This window comes from Suttonella sp. R2A3 (assembly GCF_021513215.1).
Classification (GTDB): domain Bacteria; phylum Pseudomonadota; class Gammaproteobacteria; order Cardiobacteriales; family Cardiobacteriaceae; genus JAHUUI01.
The window spans coordinates 40,654-57,825 of sequence record NZ_CP090975.1 but is presented as its reverse complement, the minus strand read 5'-3'; the positions used below and the strand labels follow the sequence as shown (position 1 = coordinate 57,825).

Here is a 17,172-nt window from a genome sequence, read left to right as displayed (position 1 = left end):
GCACCGTTGTTACTTTAATAATTCCATAATCTTGTCGATTATACCTTTTTTACGCCTCTCTAACCAGATGCCTTGCGCATAAGGATGATAAAGTTCATCCGCCATCGCCATACAGTTATTCCAATGACCAAGCGCGCGTTCTTGGGCGTCTAGCCCCGGTATATAAGGAAGCTCCGCCACTCGAGCAGGCACACCGAGCTGTTTCGCTGCAAATGTGTCAATGCCTGGCATGTTCGCTGCCGCACCGCCTAAAACAATGCCGCCACGAATAATTTCGCGACAACCGCCACGATGCAGCGCTTTAGATAACATCGCAAAATATTCAGCATAGCGTGTGCGAATAATCTCATTAACTTGTGAGAGTGGCACCGTTTTATCGTCCCGCCGTCCCGTACTCGGCACACTCACCGTTTGGTTTGTGTGCGTATTCTCAAGTGAGCCGTAGTGGCACTTAATTTGTTCGGCGTAATTACGTGGGGTGCGTAAGACTTGTGCGATATCACTCGACACATACTCACCACCAATCGGTAGACTACCGCAATGCAGCGGTTGGTTACGATACCACACCATAAAATCGAGTGATCCTGCACCAATATCTACATAGCACGCACCGAGCGCTTTTTCTTCTTCGTTGAGTAATAACTTTGATCCTGCAAAGCCGTTAAACACATACCCTTCAACGCTCAACCCCACTTCATCGGCGCATTGTTCGATATTCTCGGTTTGATGGCGTGGCACCTGAATAATATGCAAATACGCACCCAATGTATCGGCGACCATGCCGATCGGGTTATCAATGCCTTCGTGTTCGTCAACGCGATAATGCTGTGGTAAGGCGTGGAGCATATGATAGCGCCCATCGATCGCTTGCGCGCGTGCTGCATTGATCACTTCTGAACGTTCAGCCTCGCCCACCTTACGCGCATGGCGCACGCTGATCACGGCTTCACTGTTCATCGCCAGCACATCAGAGCCGCCAATATTAAACACCGCACCGTTAATTTTTAAGCCCGATTCACGCTCTGCATCACCAACTGCACGACTGAGCGCATCGCATAGACGCTGCATATCAACAATCACCCCATGGCGCATCCCGCTAGGTTCAGCAACGCCACGACCCAATACAGCACAAGGCGCATCAGCGTTGGCCTCTACGACCGCCACGCGTATATACTGGCTACCTAAATCAGCAACAACGCGGATTGATTGTTCACTCATAGACTACCTTTCTCATGATTCGTTATTATCCGTTTGCGGCTTCGGCACCACGCCTGGTTTCCAGCGCACCGAAAAACCATCTTGATAGCGCAAATCCACGGTTTGAACATATTGCCCATACGGTTTAATGATCCGCTGATACACTTCTGCCAGCTTTTTTAAACGATTATTGAGCTGATCACGCCCAACAATCACATCAATATCACCAGCCAACCCAATATGCCAAATCAGTCGCGGGTCAAGACGAATATCTTGCGGCACGATTTCTTGTCCAAGTAACCACGGCTCCATTTCACGATAGCGCTGCAGTACTTTCTGTTCAGAGCCATCAGGCCCTGAAAGCATAAACAGCAGCTCATCGCGTGGCGGGTACGGCAGGCTAAAACGCACCGCATCTTTATCAAGATAGTCGTTTTTCCAACGTACCACCGGTATACGTTCATTGATGTTTAGATACACCGCATCCGGCCAACGTTTTTCCACCGAAGCACTTTTCACCCAAGGCAACGCGTTAATCTCGCTCGCCAGTCGATTGACATCAAAATGGAGCAGGTCTTTTTCACCTTGGGCTAACACGGCATCTTCAATGGTTGCCGTTTCCCCATAACGCAGCGGTTCGGCAATAATTAAACGCTGTAACGGAAAAAAAGCTTCCTCGGTAAAACGTTTATAAGCGAAAAACCCAACCACAAACAAAGCAATCACCAAGATAAGGATGAAGCCTGCTTCAATCACCGCAGCAATCAAATGTCCCAGCGTACGCTCTTGCAGCGGCACACTGACTGATGTTCTGGGTTTGTTGTGTTTACGCCGCACCATCATTCATCACATTGTTTGCGCTAAAATTGCCACGACTAGCGTGGTGAAATCTAACCCTGCTTCCTTCGCAGCGAGTGGTACTAAAGAATGCGAGGTCATTCCTGGCACCATATTAACCTCTAACAACGAAGCATAGCCTTGTTCATCGAGCAAATAATCTACCCGCCCCCAGCCAGAGCCGCCAACGGCAAGAAATGCAGCCAAAGCATCTTCACGTAGCGCACCATCAAGAGCAGCCTCAATCGGTGCCGGGCACAAATAGCGTGTGTCATCAGCGAGATATTTCGCTTCATAATCATAAAATACATGGCTGCCGCTGGCAATGATCTCAATACTCGGCAGCACATCCTCACCAAGCACGGTATAGGTTAATTCACGACCATCGATCCATGGTTCAGCCATAATTTTTTCGCCCGCACCACCGGCTGCAATAAACGCTGCGGCAAATTCCTGTTGATTAGAGACCCTGCTGACCCCCACACTTGAGCCTTCAAGCGCCGGTTTAACCACAAAACAAGCGCTGCGCAATTCTTGCGCAATACTCTCGTAGCTGTCATCAGCATACACCTGCATATCCGGTAACACAGGCAGGCCCGCATCACGCCATACAGATTTCGTCACCAATTTATCCATCGCGATCGCACATGAGGCCATATCGCTACCGGTAAATGGGATCTTTAAATAATGCAAGATCGATTGAATTTCGCCATCTTCCCCGCCGCGACCATGTAAGACAATAAACGCCCGCGCATAATCACCATCGCGTAACGCGCTAATCACATCTTCTTTACCGGTATCGAGCAAATGTGCGTCTATGCCATAAGCCAGTAATCCGTCATACACCGCTTTACCACTGTTAAGCGAAACCTCACGCTCAGCAGAAGTGCCGCCATAGAGCACGACAACTTTGCCAAAAGCACTCGCTTGCGGTAATAATAACTGACTCATTTACGCATCCTCCGTCATCGCTTTCGCTTGGCGCCCAATATCTCCAGCACCAAAATAAATCACCACATCATCATCGTGCAATAAATCTTCTCGCAAACGCTGATTTAACGCGTTTTTTTCAGCTATTAAAATTGGCTCAACACGACCATGTCCACGAATAGCACGCGCCAAATCGCGGCTATCAGCACCAGCAATCGGTGTTTCGCCTGCACTATAGACTTCTGTGAGTACTAAAGTATCACAACGGCTAAGCACTTCGGCAAAATCGTCTAATAAATCTCTGGTTCGCGTGTAGCGGTGTGGTTGGAATACTGCCACGACTCGGCGTCCAGCAAAGCCTTCTGCCGCCGCCTCAAGCACCGCACTGATCTCGCTCGGATGATGACCATAATCTTCAAACACATCGGCTTGACCACGTGCATGTGACACCACACCATGATGGGTGAAGCGACGTCCCACCCCACGAAATTGCGCTAACCCTTCGGTAATCGCAGTATGATCAAGCCCTAGTTCTTCAGCCACGATTAGTGCGGCGAGCGCATTGAGCACATTATGTTTACCCGGCATATTGAGCGCCATTGGCCACTCTTGATCCCGCTGACGATCATAAACATCAAAGCGCATCACAAGACCATCCTGGCGAACATTGCGCGCTTGTATTTCCGCTTGATCACTAAAGCCATAAGTACGAATAGGTCGGGCAATCTCTGGCAAAATCGCTTGCACACCCGGATCGTCAACGCACACCACAGCCAGACCATAAAACGGCAGGTTATGCAGAAATTGGATAAACCCTTCTTTGAGGTTTTCATAACTCCCGCCATAGTTCTCCAAATGATCGGCATCAATATTGGTCACAATCGAGATCATCGGCTGTAAAAATAAAAATGAGGTATCGGATTCATCAGCTTCAGCGACTAGATACTGCCCCTCACCCAAGCGTGCGTTACTACCGACACTGGTTAATACCCCACCAATCACAAAAGTCGGATCTAATCCGGCATCAGCAAGAATCGAAGCAGTTAAGCTGGTGGTTGTCGTTTTACCGTGTGTACCAGCAACCGCAATACCAAAGCGAAAACGCATTAATTCTGCGAGCATTTCCGCGCGACGAATCACTGGGATACCCAAACGACGCGCTTCAGCAACTTCCGGGTTTGCTGGATTGATCGCTGATGAGGTCACCACCACACTCGCCTGCGCCACATTCTGTGCATCGTGGCCAAAATAGAGTGTTGCTCCTTTCGCTTTAAGCCGGTCTGTGTTTGCCGAGGGATTCAGATCTGAGCCGCTAACTTGATAGCCTAAGTTAATCAACACTTCAGCGATTGCGCTCATACCCACACCGCCGATACCGACAAAAAATACCTCTTTAATTCGACGCATTTGCCGTTTTTCAATCCGTCCAAAATGAATATCGGCCGCGTGTACTGTCATAATAATGCCTCGATTTCGTCAACAATATATTGGGTTGAATGTTTATGCGCGCAGGCTTGTGCTTTGTGCGCCTGAGCGGCAAGTATTTTGCGATCCGTGTACGTACTTAATAGCTGAGAAAGTGTCTCAGCGCTAAGTTCTGCCTGTGGTAACAGCTTAGCAGCACCTTGATCGACTAAAATACTCGCGTTCGTCGTTTGATGATCATCTACCGCACTCGGCAACGGCACAAAAATAGCCGGCACACCAACCGCCGAAATTTCAGCGACACTGAGCGCACCAGCACGTGATAACACTACATCACTACCAGCCATAGCCTCTGCCATCTCATCAATAAAAGCAACCACTTCTGCCTGCACCTGCTGAGCCGCGTATTGTTCGCGTACTGCTTCTAACCAACGCGGTCCGACTTGATGGGTTACTTGAGGGCACGCAGCAGCATCCAAACGTGCTAACGCCTTAGGCAGCACCTCATTGATCGCTTTTGCCCCTTGCGAGCCACCGATCACCAACAAACGGATCGCGCCGCTGCGTTCTTGATAGCGCGCATCAATCGCTGGTTGTTGCCAAAAAACATCTCGTACCGGATTCCCGACGACGCGATACGTTTTGCCACTCGCCAACTGATCAGCCGCACGAATATCTGCGAGCAACACCGTTGATGCGATGCGCGAGAGCAGGCGATTGGTCAGCCCCATTACCGCATTTTGTTCGTGAATCAGTAGTGGCACACCACATAACTTAGCCGCCACCCCACCAGGGCCGGCCGCAAAACCACCCATACCGACAACAACATCTGGCTGAATACGTTTGATCACTTGACGCGCTTTTAAAATCGCTTTGCTGACCATTATTGGCGCTTTAATCCAACCTAGCGCCCCATTGCCACGCAAGCCGCGCACAGCAATATCGTGCAACTGATAGCCTGCATCAGGGACTTTCTGCCCTTCGAATCCACTCTCATTACCCAGCCAGTGAACGGTAGCGCCTAAACCCGACAAACGCTTAGCAATAGCAAGCGCTGGATACACATGGCCACCGGTGCCACCGGCCATAAAAAGAATGGTTTTACCTGAAAATGCGCTCACACATCCATCCCTTCGCGCCGCGCCTGAAAACGACTTTCTGCATCAATACGTAACAGAACCCCTACAGCGATCATCATCATGATCAACGAACTACCCCCGTAGCTGATAAACGGTAGCGTAATTCCTTTAGTCGGTAATGCGCCAATACTCACACCGATATTAATCAGCGTTTGTATCGCCACCCATAAACCAATGCCATAGGCAAGCAATGAAGCAAAGCGTTTGCGCATCCGATCAGCAAGCAACGCGATTTCAAACGATCGCCAAACAAACACCGCAAACAAAACCAACACTAATATCGCCCCAAAAAAACCCATTTCTTCGGCAATGATCGCAAAAATAAAGTCGGTGTGCGCCTCAGGTAAAAATTGGTGTTTTTGTACACTCTGACCAAGCCCTAAGCCTTGTAATCGTCCGTTACCGACCGCGATCAGGGCTTGTACCAACTGATATCCCTCATCATAAACGCGATCTTTTGCCCAGGGATCGAGGAAGGTCGCTAAACGTTCACGACGATACCCGCTCATCATCAACAGGCCAACTAAACCAATGATGCCGAGTAGGGCTAAAGCCGCTAAATCACGAAGCCTTGCGCCGGCTAAAAACATCAGCGCGAAGACCACGCCGGCCATTACCACCGCTGCGCCCAAATCCGGCTGTAATTGTAAAACACCCACGATAATCAGTAGCGGAATGACCAATACCCACACCGGCGCGGCGCTATTATCCAAACGCCGGCTGTTACGCTCTAAATACGCGGCTGCAAAAACAATCAACGCCAGCTTCATCACCTCACTGACCTGAACATTAAACAACCCCAGAGAAATCCAACGCCTTGACCCATTCACCGACACTCCGAGGCCAGGAACAAACGCCATCAGCATCAAGATAAACGCCGCAATCAAAATCCAGTAGCGGTATTTCCGGTAAGTGATTGATGGAATATAGAGGGTTAAAAACAATCCAATAAAGCCGATAGCCATAAAAATAGCTTGACGGAGCGTGTAATGATATGGGCTAAGCCCTTCGTGCACCGCCTGCGGCATAGACACCGAGGTAACCGCGACAACCCCAACTGCAAGCAACATCAGAAACGACAAGATCAGCCAAAGATCAGGAAAAACCAACTGAGCAAAACGTGAACCACCCTTTTGCTGGGTTTTGTGAAAATCCTTAATCGGTTGTTTGACTGGTTTTTTATTCACCATGACCACGTACCAATTGTGTAAAGTCTTCGCCACGTTGAGCAAAACCACGGTATTGATCAAAGCTCGCACACGCTGGCGACAGCAAGACCCAATCGCCACGTTGCGCGATCTCACGCGCACGACTGACTGCGCGATCCATCGTACCCACTGATTCATACTCAATACAGGCTTGATCCAATGCATTGCTTAACGCGTGGTTATCCGTACCAATCAGTAATACCCCACGCAAAGTTTGTGTTTGTAAGGTTTCTGAGAGCAGATGAAAATCCTGATTTTTCCCCACGCCGCCTAGAATCAAAATCAATGGTGCATCAACACCATTGAGCGCGGCTTGAGTGGCGCCAATATTGGTTGCTTTAGAATCATTAAACCAGCTAACCCCATCAACCTCCGCCACCACCTGCATGCGATGCGGCAGGCCAGCAAATGTGCTCACTGCTTGATACGCTTGATCGTTAAGTTTTCCCAGTGCATTAAGCATCATCAACACCACTAAGGCGTTAGAAAGATTATGCCGTCCTTTTACGGTCAGTGCTTCGTGCTTAAGCACCAACGCGTCATCTAAATAAATTCCTTGATCATCAACTCGGTTTTCTGTCTGCGCGCCGAACCAAGCAACATTCGTTGCACTATCGGCCATCGCGACACAATACGCATCATCTTGGTTAAGAATGCTTAAATGGGATTGGATCACCAAGCGTTCTTTAGCAGCTGCATAGCTATCGATACTGTCATAGCGATCCAAATGATCCGGGCTGACATTAAGCACACAACCCACATCAGGGCTAAGCGATGGGCAACATTCGAGCTGATAACTCGATAGCTCCAACACGTACACATCAGCAGGTGCATCATTAATTAACGCCGATAGCACTGGGTAGCCGATATTGCCACACAACATCGCGCGTGTGCCACCCGCATTCAGCGCTTCGGCGAGCATGGTGACTACCGTTGACTTACCGTTTGACCCAGTGACCGCCACCACCGGTTTATCCACCAAGCATGCAAAGAGCTCAACATCGTTAACCACCGTACCGAAATAATCGGCAAAACACGCCCGCCGACGGTCAATCCCTGGGCTCATCACCAAAGTAGCTGCTTCAGACCATTGCACGTCATCAAACGCTGCGGTGCGAATATGACGCCCTTCGCTGCGCTCATCAACGCCAGTCGCGTCATAGCCAGCTTCGCGCAGCACATCTAACGCACTGCGTCCGGCAAGCCCCATGCCCACAACGTAAATCGGTTCAGCGAGTTCTAAAGCAGCAAGACGAGAAAGGTATGTATTCATTAGCGTAATTTCAATGTAGCCAAGCCAATAAGCACCAAGACCACGGTGATAATCCAAAAGCGAATCGTCACTCGTGATTCTGGCCAACCACTTAATTCAAAATGATGGTGTAAAGGCGCCATGCGCAGGACGCGTTTGCCGTTACGATAGCGATACGACAAGACTTGCGCCATTACTGACAGCGCTTCGACGACAAAAATACCGCCCATCAGGGCAAACACCAATTCCTGACGAATCACCACCGCAACCAAGGCCAAAGCAGCGCCTAAAGACAATGCGCCCACATCGCCCATAAAGACCAACGCAGGGTGCGCGTTGTACCATAAAAAGCCCAGACCAGCGCCGGCAATTGCTGCACAAAATACCGCCATTTCAGCAGCCCCAACAATCGCTGGAATATGCAAGTAGTTCGCAAAATAGGTATTACCCGAGAGATACGCAAAAACACCTAGCGCACCGGCAACCAACACCACCGGCATAATCGCCAGTCCATCTAAGCCATCGGTTAAATTCACTGCGTTACTCGAACCAGTCATCACAAGGTAAGCAAATGGAATGAACAGCCAGCCCATCTGCCAGGTAACATCTTTAAAAAACGGGAAGATCAAAGTGGTCGCCACCGGCGTATCTGCACACCAGTAAAGCCATAGCGCAGCGACAATCGCCACCAGCGACATCAAACCATACTTATGTTTAGCGCGTAATCCCTGTGGGTCTTTAAGCACCAGTTTACGGTAGTCATCGATCCAGCCGACCGCACCAAAACCGAGTAAAACAAATAGCGCCAGCCATGTGTAGGCGACACGTAAATCCGCCCAGAGCAACATTGCCACACAAACCACAACAATAATCAATGCGCCACCCATGGTTGGCGTACCCGCTTTCTTCAAATGCGTTTGCGGTCCATCATCCCGCACAAATTGCCCCATCTGCAATCGACGCAACAGCGCAATCATGGGTTTACCCAACCAAATCGACAACAACAACGCTGTCAAGGCAGCAAGGATAATACGCGAAGTCAGATAGGTAAACGCGTTGAGTGGTGTGAACCATTCGCTAAGCCAGTTGGCGAGTAAATAAAGCATTGTTGTTCCTAAAAATCCCTAATTTTCATCTTGAGGCATCCACATCATGTAAAGGCCTTCGCTGCGACTCATACCACTTTTATGATCTGATACCAGCAAGCAATCTAACGTGAGACCTACTCTCAAAAAAACGCCAAATCATACCATAAAACCCGTCCGTTCTATGGGCGAATGCCGAGCAAAGTCAGTATGGTTTCCATTTTAGCCGAGCGCGATCCTTTCACCAGTACGGTGAGCGGTTGATCTGCCTGATTAAGACATTTATCTAACGCTTGCGCTGCTTGCTGATGATCCTCAAAATGTTGATGCCACGCAGATGATTCACCGTAGGCCTTTGCCGCCTCACCCACACTCCAAAGCGCCTCTATCCCCGCACTTTGCGCATAATCACGCACCTCACGGTGTGCCCGTTCATGTTCACTACCTAATTCGCCCATCGCACCAACAATAAGCAGGGTCTGTTTCGCTTGAGCAAGCACATCGATTGCGGCCCTAAATGAGGCCGGATTGGCGTTATAGGTATCGTCATAAATCGTATGTATACCCTTTTTATAAGTCGTCAGGCGACCTTGTTGCAAACTGAGCCCTGTCCAAGCTTTATGAGCATCAGCCAGCGTACTGCCAACCACCCGCCCGGTAGCAAATGCTGCTAAGGCGTTCGCAATATTGTGTTTACCGAGCATCGACCAGCTTAGGTGTTCGCGACCCTCTTCACTGACCAAGGTGAACGCACTACTGTCATCAGCAATAGCCTCAGCTTGAACATCAGCAGGATGCTCTAGCGCGAAGCTCACGCGTTGGCGATCTGGGTATTGCGCTAACCACGTGCTGGCATACGGTAGATCGGCATTAATCACCATCACCGCATCACCACTACCATGATACATTTCGCTTTTCGCTTTAACCACGCCCTCAAGCGAGCCAAAACCTTCGAGGTGAGCAGCTGAAATATTGGTCACCAAGACAATATCTGGTTCTGCAATGCCGACTAAATGTGCGATTTCACCACCATGGTTCGCACCCATTTCAATCACTGCATAGTCTTCATCGCCTGCAAGCTTTAATAAGGTTAGTGGCACACCGATATCGTTATTCAAATTACCTTTGGTGGCGAGCACTTTTCCTTTTTCTTCAAGCAGGCGACGTAATAATTCTTTGGTGCTCGTTTTACCGTTTGATCCAGTCAGTGCAAACAGCGTGCCCTGCCATGAGCGACGATGCGTACGCGCAATATCAGCTAGCGCTTTACGTGTATCATCAACCACAATTTGTGGGATATCGATGGGCTGAAGCTTGTGAACAACTGCCAGCACAGCACCTTTTTTTGCTGCTTCGCCGACAAATTGGTCGCCATCAAAATTCGCACCACGCAGTGCAATAAACAGCATACCTGAGGTGATTGAGCGTGTATCAGTACTCACATCACTAAAGGCCACATCCTCGCCGTGCAATTGACCGCCAGTTATCTCCGCAATATCACTGGCTTTAGCGCTGAGCATAGTCATTCACCACTTGTTGGTCGCTAAAATAGTGGCGCGTATCGCCAATAATTTGATAATCCTCATGCCCTTTGCCCGCAATCAGCAACCCATCACCTGCTTGCATTTGTTCAAGCGCGGCAATGATCGCTGCTTCACGCGGGCAAACGACTTGTACATTGTCAGGATGGGTAAACCCTGTGAGCACTTGGTCAATAATACTTCTAGGATCTTCATGACGCGGGTTATCATCGGTTAGCACAACATGATCGGCGTAACGCTCGGCGACTTCAGCCATCAGTGGACGTTTTCCCATATCGCGGTTTCCACCACAGCCAAAAACCACCCATAGTTTACCTTTGATATGCGCACGAATACCCTGTAAGGCATTTTCCAGCGCCGCTGGTGTGTGCGCATAATCGACAATCGCTGCGCGCCCTTCAGGCAAACCAATGCGCTCAACACGCCCTGGCACACCGTGCAATTTTGCCAATACGGCGGCGCAATCTTTGAGCGAATAACCGTTCGCCATTAAGCACGCTGCCACGTTCAATAAATTATCGACATTAAACCGCGCCAAAAGCCTACTATGCACACGGACACTTTGCCCATCGACACTGAGGGTAAAGCTAATCCCATCTGAGCCGAGCTCAATCTCTGTAGCCGTTAACACATTATCTGCTGAAACAGATGCTGCATCACGACTACTGACCGCCCAGATAGTTGCCTCTTTATAAATCAGATCTTCTTTAATCAGTCGACGCCCATAAGAATCATCGATATTTACTATCGCGTGACGAATCGGACGCGCAAACAACTGGGATTTCGCGAGAAAATACGCATCCATCGTGCCGTGATAATCCAAATGATCGCGGCTTAGATTACTAAAGAGCGCAACATCGACCTTTACCCCGGCAATTCGCCCTTGATCAAGCGCGTGCGAGGAAACCTCCATCGCCACCTGTTCGACCCCCTGATCGACAAATTGTGCCAGCTGTTGTTGCATGCTTAGCGCATCAGCTGTGGTATGGCTGGCTTTTTGTAACTGATTTAGGCGGCCGTTGCCAATGGTGCCGAGCATTGCCGCATCCAAGCCTTGAGCGAGTAAATGAACGAGTGATGATTTTCCATCAGTTCCAGTAACCGCAAAAATGGTTAATCGGTCGCTCGGATGCCCATAAAATCGTGCGGCAATCTCGCCAACCTTCATATTCAGCTGATCAACCGCTATCCAGTCCGGTTGTGCTGCCGGGTGTGGAGGTTCATAGATCACCCCGGCATAATTCAAGTTAGGATCATAAAAATCCAACGCATGACGGCTAACCCCTCGCCCGGCAAGCCACCAAGTTTGCGCGTCTAATTGCCGAGAATCGGTGGTAATACGCGCAACATGACGCTCGCCATCTTCGACATCGGCTGCAAGTAATTCACGAAGGTTCATTGCGCCTCCGTTGGCTCTTCAGCAACATCGAACTCCAACTCAAAACTATCGGATTTCGCCACTTTATCGGGTAAGACACCCAGGATATTAAGCGCCCATTCACCAATTTTAGAAAATGCTGGCGCAGCCACCAAGCCACCGTAATATTTATCCCCTTTTGGATCATCAACCACGATCACCATCGCAATCCGTGGATTTGAGGCTGGAGCATAGCCCGCAAAAAAGCCGCGATAACGCTCTTTATCATACGCACCATCAATAATTTTGTGCGACGTTCCCGTTTTGCCAGCCACGGTATAGCTCGGCATTTGCGCCCGTGTTCCTGTGCCCCCCTTTTCAACTGCGGCAATCAACATCGTTTTAATTTGTTGTGCAGTGCGCGAACTGATAATCCTCTCCCCTTGTGGTTCATTCTGTTGCTTCAACAAGCTCAACGGGACTTTGACCCCATCATTGGCCAAAGTGGCATAGCCATGAGCCAACTGGAGTGCAGTGGTCGAGAGTCCATAGCCAAAAGTTGTCGTCGCGTACTCAAATTCGTTTAATGAATCTGGGTCACGCAAAACCCCTGACTGCTCACCAGGAAATTTTATCCCGGTTCTTGCACCAAAACCAAACCCTTTGAGTAAATCATAATACACCGCGCGGGGCATTTTACGACTTATCATCGCCATACCCACGTTAGACGATTTACGTATCACACCCACGGTATCTAACTCACCATACCAGTGCGTATCTTTAACCGTATTTCTGCCAATGCGATACACACGATCGGTTTTAAACACCGTTTGTGGCGTAATTAACCGCGCTTCCAAGGCTGCAGCAACAGCAAACGGCTTAATCGTTGAACCCGGCTCAAACACATCGGTCATCACATGATTTTTCATCAACGCCGCAACCCGTTCGCGCGAGTTATTTGGATTACCTGCCGGCAGGGAAACCATCGCCAACACTTCACCAGTTTGTACATCGACCATCACCCCGGTCACTGAAGCGGCATCAAATTCGTTCATCGCTTCCTCTAAGGTGCTGTGCATCACGTACTGAATTCGCTTATCAATACTCAGCTGTAATGGTGCGCCTTCTGAAGGGGGGCGAATTTCTTCTACCACGCGCAGGGTATTTTTATTCGGGTCCTGGATGACTTTAACCAGACCATCCTGACCGGATAGCCAATTATTATAAACACGTTCCATCCCTTCTTGGCCTGAGTCGTTGATATCGGTAAAGCCAACGACTTTACCGACCAGTGCACCATTAGGATAAAACCGCTGGTAGTGGTCTCTGCGCTCAAAACCAGGTAAGCCGAGAGCAAGCATACGCTCAATCTCTGCTGGGGATAATCGGCGTTTCAAATAATATTCTTGACGCGTACGACGGTCATCTAAGGTCTTATAAAGGTCTTCAACTGGCGTGTTGAGCAACATAGCCAACGGCTTAAGACGCTGGTAGTTATAGCGCAGGGTAAGAATAGAATCATTGAGGTCGGCATCAATCACCCCTGAACACAGTTCATCGATGTTACTGTCTAACAAACACCGCTCACGCAAACGCTCAAAATCGCCACCAAGCGTTGCCCACATTCTTTGTGGGTTAACAATCAAGTCGCTGACCACGGAAGAAATCGCCAGCGGCTCCCCCTGACGATCTAAAATCATACCCCGTTGTGCGTGTTCATTGATCGGGCGTTGCGAGCGGTTAAGCCCTTCCTGTACTAAAAATTCAGCATTGTAAGTCTGCAAGTACAACATGCGCGCGACAAAAGCCGCCGCAATGAGCAACAAGACGGCGACAACCCACTTACGCCGGGTTTTCTCGCCATAGGCGATGGTCGAACGAGCCACAAATTAGTCCAGGTATACGACCTGTGTTGCGCCTGGCAGATGCATGTCCATCCGCGTGCGTACGGCGTGACTGACCATGCTATCATCAGCGAGCATTTTTTGTTCAATCAACAGCTGTGTCCACTGCGTGTTGATCTCATTACGCGCTTTTTTCAACGTTTGCACCTGATTAACCAGCTCACCTTGCTGCTGACTCGCTGACGTGCTCAACACAGCGTTATAGCCTGTTGCCGCCAGGAGTAATGCAAATGCCGATACTAAGACCATTTTCATATCTTCACCGCCTTTCTTAATCGTGCACTACGGCACCTTGGGTTATCCGCCACCTCACTTTGCGACGGCTTAATGACTGGACGAACCAAACGCAGCTCTGCGCCCACACGTCCTGCTGACGACGGAATTTCCGCCGGTAAATTGTGTCCTTCTTTGCTTCTGATAAAGCGCTTCACTAAAGCATCTTCCAGGCCATGGAAGGTGATCACCGCCAATACCCCACCGCTTTTTAACAGCTTCGTTGCAGCGGCCAGCCCGCGCTCAATCTCGCCCACCTCATCATTAACCGCCATACGGATGGCTTGAAAGGTTTGGGTTGCCGGGTGATAGCCTGGGCGGTGGTATTTTTTAGGCATCGCTTCAGCCACCACTTCTGCAAGATCCAATGTGCCGCGAAGCTTGTCACGTTTGGCGATAATCGCTTTAGCAATACGCTTGGCAATACTGTGTGTTTCACCACCCAAATCACGGATGGTTTTGCTTAATTCTGCTTCACTCACTTCAGCAAGCCATTCCTGCGCCGTTAACCCGTTTTGGTTATCCATACGCATATCTAATGGCCCGTCTTTTTGGAAAGAAAATCCTCTTTCTGCTTGATCCAGCTGTGGTGAAGACACCCCCAAATCAAAAAGCACGCCATCAAGCGAAGCCGCCCCAACTTCGGCAAACGCTTGAGGCATGACAGAAAACGGTTGATAGGCAAAATGAAAACGTGGATCATCAATACCTTCAACCTCTTTTGCTGCTTGCGGATCGCGGTCTATTGCATAAAGCCGACCTTCACTCCCCAACTGCGATAAGATCAACCGCGAATGTCCGCCACGGCCAAAAGTGGCATCGAGATACCAACCATCCTCGCGGATAGCCAAAGCCTCAACCGACTCATGCAGCAAAACCGAACGATGTGCGCTCATATTGAGAGTCCTCCGAGCGCCTCATCTAAGCCATCAAAGCCTTCGTTGGTAATCATGATTGAATCTTCTTCTTCAACCTCATCCCAACGCGCTTTATCCCATAGCTCAAATTTATTCCCCATACTCACCAGCATGGTTTTTTTATCCAGTCCGGCGTATTCACGCAACACCGGCGGAATCAACACTCGACCGCTAGCGTCAATGGTGCACTCTTGCGCACTGCCTAAATAACGCCGCTTAATCCGTCGCGTCAGTTCATTGAGCGAAGAGAGTCGCGTGAGCTGTGGGACAACCTTTTCCCACTCATCCAATGTGTAAACGAGTAAATTTTTCTCAAGATCTTTAGTGATTATTAACGTGTTATCCGATTCATGTGCGAAATAGGGGCGCAGCTTGGTCGGCACGGAAAGCCGCCCCTTACTGTCCAACGTAATCGCATAAGAACCGATGATCATAACTGGAAGATTACTCTAATCTATTGCACAATTTCCCACATTATAACCCCACCTTAAATAATTGCAATAACTTCATATACAAAAAAGAAAAAATCCATAAATAAGGGCGCTTCATCTATTACAAAATACTGGGGCTTTACAGGATAAAACGACAACCTATCATAATTTGTGGGATAAAGTGGTATTTTACCATTTCGGGGTACGGCGCACAGACTGGTGCCTAAAAATGAGCTCAATGACAAGAGGATTAAAAATACGCTGCATGTTAAAATGCGCTTTTTCGTTTGGGAGTTATTGATGGTTAAAGACGCCGATATCGATACATTCGACCAGCATGGACACCAGTTCTGGGATGAGAAAGGCCCTTATCGGACGCTGCATGAGATCAATCCGGCGCGACTGGCGTTTATTCGTCGTTATATCGATCCAGCGCATACCACCATGCTCGATATTGGCTGCGGTGGTGGGATTCTTGCTGAATCGCTTACCCAAGCCGGCGCCAAAGTACACGGCATTGATTTAAGCGCCAGTGTGCTTGAAGCGGCTAAAACCCATGCCGCCGAACAGATGTTAGAGATAGACTACCGACAATGCAGTAGCAGCGATTGCGTGGCCAATGATGAACAATATGACCACATCACCTGCATGGAAATGCTCGAGCATGTGGTCGATCCCGCCGCGGTTATTCGTGATATCGCCACCCTGCTCAAACCGGGTGGCTATGCATTTTTTTCCACACTTAATCGTGGATTAAAATCCTGGTTAGGCGCGATTGTCGCCGCAGAATACCTAACTGGTATCGTCCCGCGTGGCACGCACCGGCATGACTGGTTTATCACCCCGGCGGAGCTCACCAATATGAGCAACCATGCCGGATTAACACCGGTAGCATTGTGTGGGCTCGACTACCACCCCCTATTGCAACGCGCTAACCTCAGCCGTAACCTCGACATTAATTACTTATTGGCTGTGCGTAAGGCGCAGCATTAAAGGATAGATTTTTTATGGCACAAAACCCGTTTCAAGCGGTATGGTTTGACTTAGACGGTACGTTATTTGATACCGCCGAAGACCTCATTCCTGCAGTCAATGCTACGTTAGCTGATTTTGATTACCCCCTCGCTGGCGCCAACGTATTGCGTCGCTGGATTAACTTTGGCGCACGCGGCATGCTTAGCGCTGGGATACAGTCTGAACGAGATGATCCACGCGTTGACGCGATGCTCGAGTGTTTTTCAGAGCATTATTTAAATCAGCTCAGCCAACACACCAGGCTATTCCCGGGCATGGATCGGATCTTAAATAAACTCGATAGCAAAGGGATTCCCTGGGGCATTGTCACCAATAAAGCAGAACGTTTCACCATCCCTTTGATAGAGCAGCTAGGCTATAGCAAACGCATCACTGGCTTGGTGTGTGGTGATACTACTGATGAAAGTAAACCTTCGGCCAAACCACTGCTCTATGCCTGTGCGGTTGCCGGTCATGATCCTGAGCACTGCCTGTACGCTGGAGACAATTCAACCGATATCATTGCCGGAAAAGCAGCGAGTATGCGTGCGGTTGTCGCTTGTGCGTATGGCTATGTGCCTGAAGGGGAAAATCCCACACATTGGGGCGCTGATTATGTTATTGATCAAGCCGCTGCTTTTGAATCTATTTTATGGGACTAA

16 protein-coding genes are annotated in these 17,172 nt (G+C 49.4%); 2 read left to right on the top strand and 14 right to left on the bottom strand.

Annotation, left to right across the window (positions count from 1 at the left end):
* Positions 1–9 precede the first annotated feature (9 nt).
* The 14 genes from ftsA to mraZ all read right to left on the bottom strand — a co-directional run bounded on the left by ftsA (position 10) and on the right by mraZ (position 15,448).
* Complete coding sequence (ftsA, locus tag L0B52_RS00300; protein WP_235064551.1) at positions 10–1,218, bottom strand: cell division protein FtsA; 1,209 nt, start codon at positions 1,216–1,218, stop codon at positions 10–12.
* A gap of 12 nt (positions 1,219–1,230) precedes the next feature.
* Positions 1,231–2,040, bottom strand: a complete 810-nt coding sequence (locus L0B52_RS00295) for a cell division protein FtsQ/DivIB (protein ID WP_235064550.1) — start codon at positions 2,038–2,040, stop codon at positions 1,231–1,233.
* 3 nt (positions 2,041–2,043) lie between these two features.
* Positions 2,044–2,985: a D-alanine--D-alanine ligase gene (locus tag L0B52_RS00290; RefSeq protein ID WP_235064549.1), complete on the bottom strand. Its 942-nt coding sequence runs from the start codon at positions 2,983–2,985 to the stop codon at positions 2,044–2,046.
* Positions 2,986–4,422, bottom strand: a complete 1,437-nt coding sequence (gene murC / locus L0B52_RS00285; protein WP_235064548.1) for a UDP-N-acetylmuramate--L-alanine ligase — start codon at positions 4,420–4,422, stop codon at positions 2,986–2,988.
* Positions 4,419–5,510 carry an undecaprenyldiphospho-muramoylpentapeptide beta-N-acetylglucosaminyltransferase gene (gene murG / locus L0B52_RS00280; RefSeq protein ID WP_235064547.1) on the bottom strand — a complete coding sequence of 364 codons (1,092 nt, stop codon included), beginning with the start codon at positions 5,508–5,510 and terminating at the stop codon, positions 4,419–4,421. Before murG ends, murC begins: the two co-directional genes overlap by 4 nt.
* Complete coding sequence (gene ftsW / locus L0B52_RS00275) at positions 5,507–6,718, bottom strand: putative lipid II flippase FtsW (RefSeq protein ID WP_235064546.1); 1,212 nt, start codon at positions 6,716–6,718, stop codon at positions 5,507–5,509. The genes murG and ftsW overlap by 4 nt, the downstream gene beginning before the upstream one ends.
* Entirely contained in the window at positions 6,708–8,009 is a 1,302-nt protein-coding gene (gene murD, locus L0B52_RS00270; protein WP_235064545.1) for a UDP-N-acetylmuramoyl-L-alanine--D-glutamate ligase, read from the bottom strand. Before murD ends, ftsW begins: the two co-directional genes overlap by 11 nt.
* Positions 8,009–9,094 carry a phospho-N-acetylmuramoyl-pentapeptide-transferase gene (mraY, locus tag L0B52_RS00265; RefSeq protein ID WP_235064544.1) on the bottom strand — a complete coding sequence of 362 codons (1,086 nt, stop codon included), beginning with the start codon at positions 9,092–9,094 and terminating at the stop codon, positions 8,009–8,011. The genes murD and mraY overlap by 1 nt, the downstream gene beginning before the upstream one ends.
* A gap of 161 nt (positions 9,095–9,255) precedes the next feature.
* A complete protein-coding gene (murF, locus tag L0B52_RS00260; protein ID WP_235064543.1) occupies positions 9,256–10,599 on the bottom strand; it encodes a UDP-N-acetylmuramoyl-tripeptide--D-alanyl-D-alanine ligase in 1,344 nt (447 codons plus the stop codon).
* A complete protein-coding gene (locus tag L0B52_RS00255; protein WP_235064542.1) occupies positions 10,580–12,013 on the bottom strand; it encodes a UDP-N-acetylmuramoyl-L-alanyl-D-glutamate--2,6-diaminopimelate ligase in 1,434 nt (477 codons plus the stop codon). The genes murF and L0B52_RS00255 overlap by 20 nt, the downstream gene beginning before the upstream one ends.
* Positions 12,010–13,857, bottom strand: coding sequence for a penicillin-binding protein 2 (locus tag L0B52_RS00250; protein WP_235064541.1), 1,848 nt, complete (start codon positions 13,855–13,857; stop codon positions 12,010–12,012). Before L0B52_RS00250 ends, L0B52_RS00255 begins: the two co-directional genes overlap by 4 nt.
* Positions 13,858–13,860: 3 nt before the next feature.
* Complete coding sequence (locus L0B52_RS00245) at positions 13,861–14,130, bottom strand: cell division protein FtsL (protein ID WP_235064540.1); 270 nt, start codon at positions 14,128–14,130, stop codon at positions 13,861–13,863.
* On the bottom strand, positions 14,127–15,044 hold the full coding sequence (gene rsmH, locus L0B52_RS00240) for a 16S rRNA (cytosine(1402)-N(4))-methyltransferase RsmH (RefSeq protein WP_235064539.1): 918 nt from the start codon (positions 15,042–15,044) through the stop codon (positions 14,127–14,129). The genes L0B52_RS00245 and rsmH overlap by 4 nt, the downstream gene beginning before the upstream one ends.
* The gene (gene mraZ, locus L0B52_RS00235; RefSeq protein WP_235064538.1) at positions 15,041–15,448 is read right to left on the bottom strand and encodes a division/cell wall cluster transcriptional repressor MraZ; all 408 of its coding nucleotides are present in this window, start codon (positions 15,446–15,448) and stop codon (positions 15,041–15,043) included. The genes rsmH and mraZ overlap by 4 nt, the downstream gene beginning before the upstream one ends.
* Before the next feature lie 348 nt (positions 15,449–15,796).
* Between mraZ and ubiG the strand changes: the two genes are divergently transcribed.
* Both ubiG and L0B52_RS00225 read left to right on the top strand, forming a co-directional pair.
* The gene (gene ubiG / locus L0B52_RS00230) at positions 15,797–16,489 is read left to right on the top strand and encodes a bifunctional 2-polyprenyl-6-hydroxyphenol methylase/3-demethylubiquinol 3-O-methyltransferase UbiG (protein ID WP_235064537.1); all 693 of its coding nucleotides are present in this window, start codon (positions 15,797–15,799) and stop codon (positions 16,487–16,489) included.
* 14 nt (positions 16,490–16,503) lie between these two features.
* Positions 16,504–17,172, top strand: a complete 669-nt coding sequence (locus tag L0B52_RS00225; RefSeq protein WP_235064536.1) for an HAD-IA family hydrolase — start codon at positions 16,504–16,506, stop codon at positions 17,170–17,172.

Coding starts and splice junctions, on each gene's coding strand:
- ftsA (WP_235064551.1), bottom strand. CDS start 1,218: ATGAGTGAACAATCAATCCGCGTTGTTGCTGATTTAGGTAGCCAGTAT.
- L0B52_RS00295 (WP_235064550.1), bottom strand. CDS start 2,040: ATGATGGTGCGGCGTAAACACAACAAACCCAGAACATCAGTCAGTGTG.
- L0B52_RS00290 (WP_235064549.1), bottom strand. CDS start 2,985: ATGAGTCAGTTATTATTACCGCAAGCGAGTGCTTTTGGCAAAGTTGTC.
- murC (WP_235064548.1), bottom strand. CDS start 4,422: ATGACAGTACACGCGGCCGATATTCATTTTGGACGGATTGAAAAACGG.
- ftsW (WP_235064546.1), bottom strand. CDS start 6,718: ATGGTGAATAAAAAACCAGTCAAACAACCGATTAAGGATTTTCACAAA.
- murD (WP_235064545.1), bottom strand. CDS start 8,009: ATGAATACATACCTTTCTCGTCTTGCTGCTTTAGAACTCGCTGAACCG.
- mraY (WP_235064544.1), bottom strand. CDS start 9,094: ATGCTTTATTTACTCGCCAACTGGCTTAGCGAATGGTTCACACCACTC.
- murF (WP_235064543.1), bottom strand. CDS start 10,599: ATGACTATGCTCAGCGCTAAAGCCAGTGATATTGCGGAGATAACTGGC.
- L0B52_RS00255 (WP_235064542.1), bottom strand. CDS start 12,013: ATGAACCTTCGTGAATTACTTGCAGCCGATGTCGAAGATGGCGAGCGT.
- L0B52_RS00245 (WP_235064540.1), bottom strand. CDS start 14,130: ATGAAAATGGTCTTAGTATCGGCATTTGCATTACTCCTGGCGGCAACA.
- rsmH (WP_235064539.1), bottom strand. CDS start 15,044: ATGAGCGCACATCGTTCGGTTTTGCTGCATGAGTCGGTTGAGGCTTTG.
- ubiG (WP_235064537.1), top strand. CDS start 15,797: ATGGTTAAAGACGCCGATATCGATACATTCGACCAGCATGGACACCAG.
- L0B52_RS00225 (WP_235064536.1), top strand. CDS start 16,504: ATGGCACAAAACCCGTTTCAAGCGGTATGGTTTGACTTAGACGGTACG.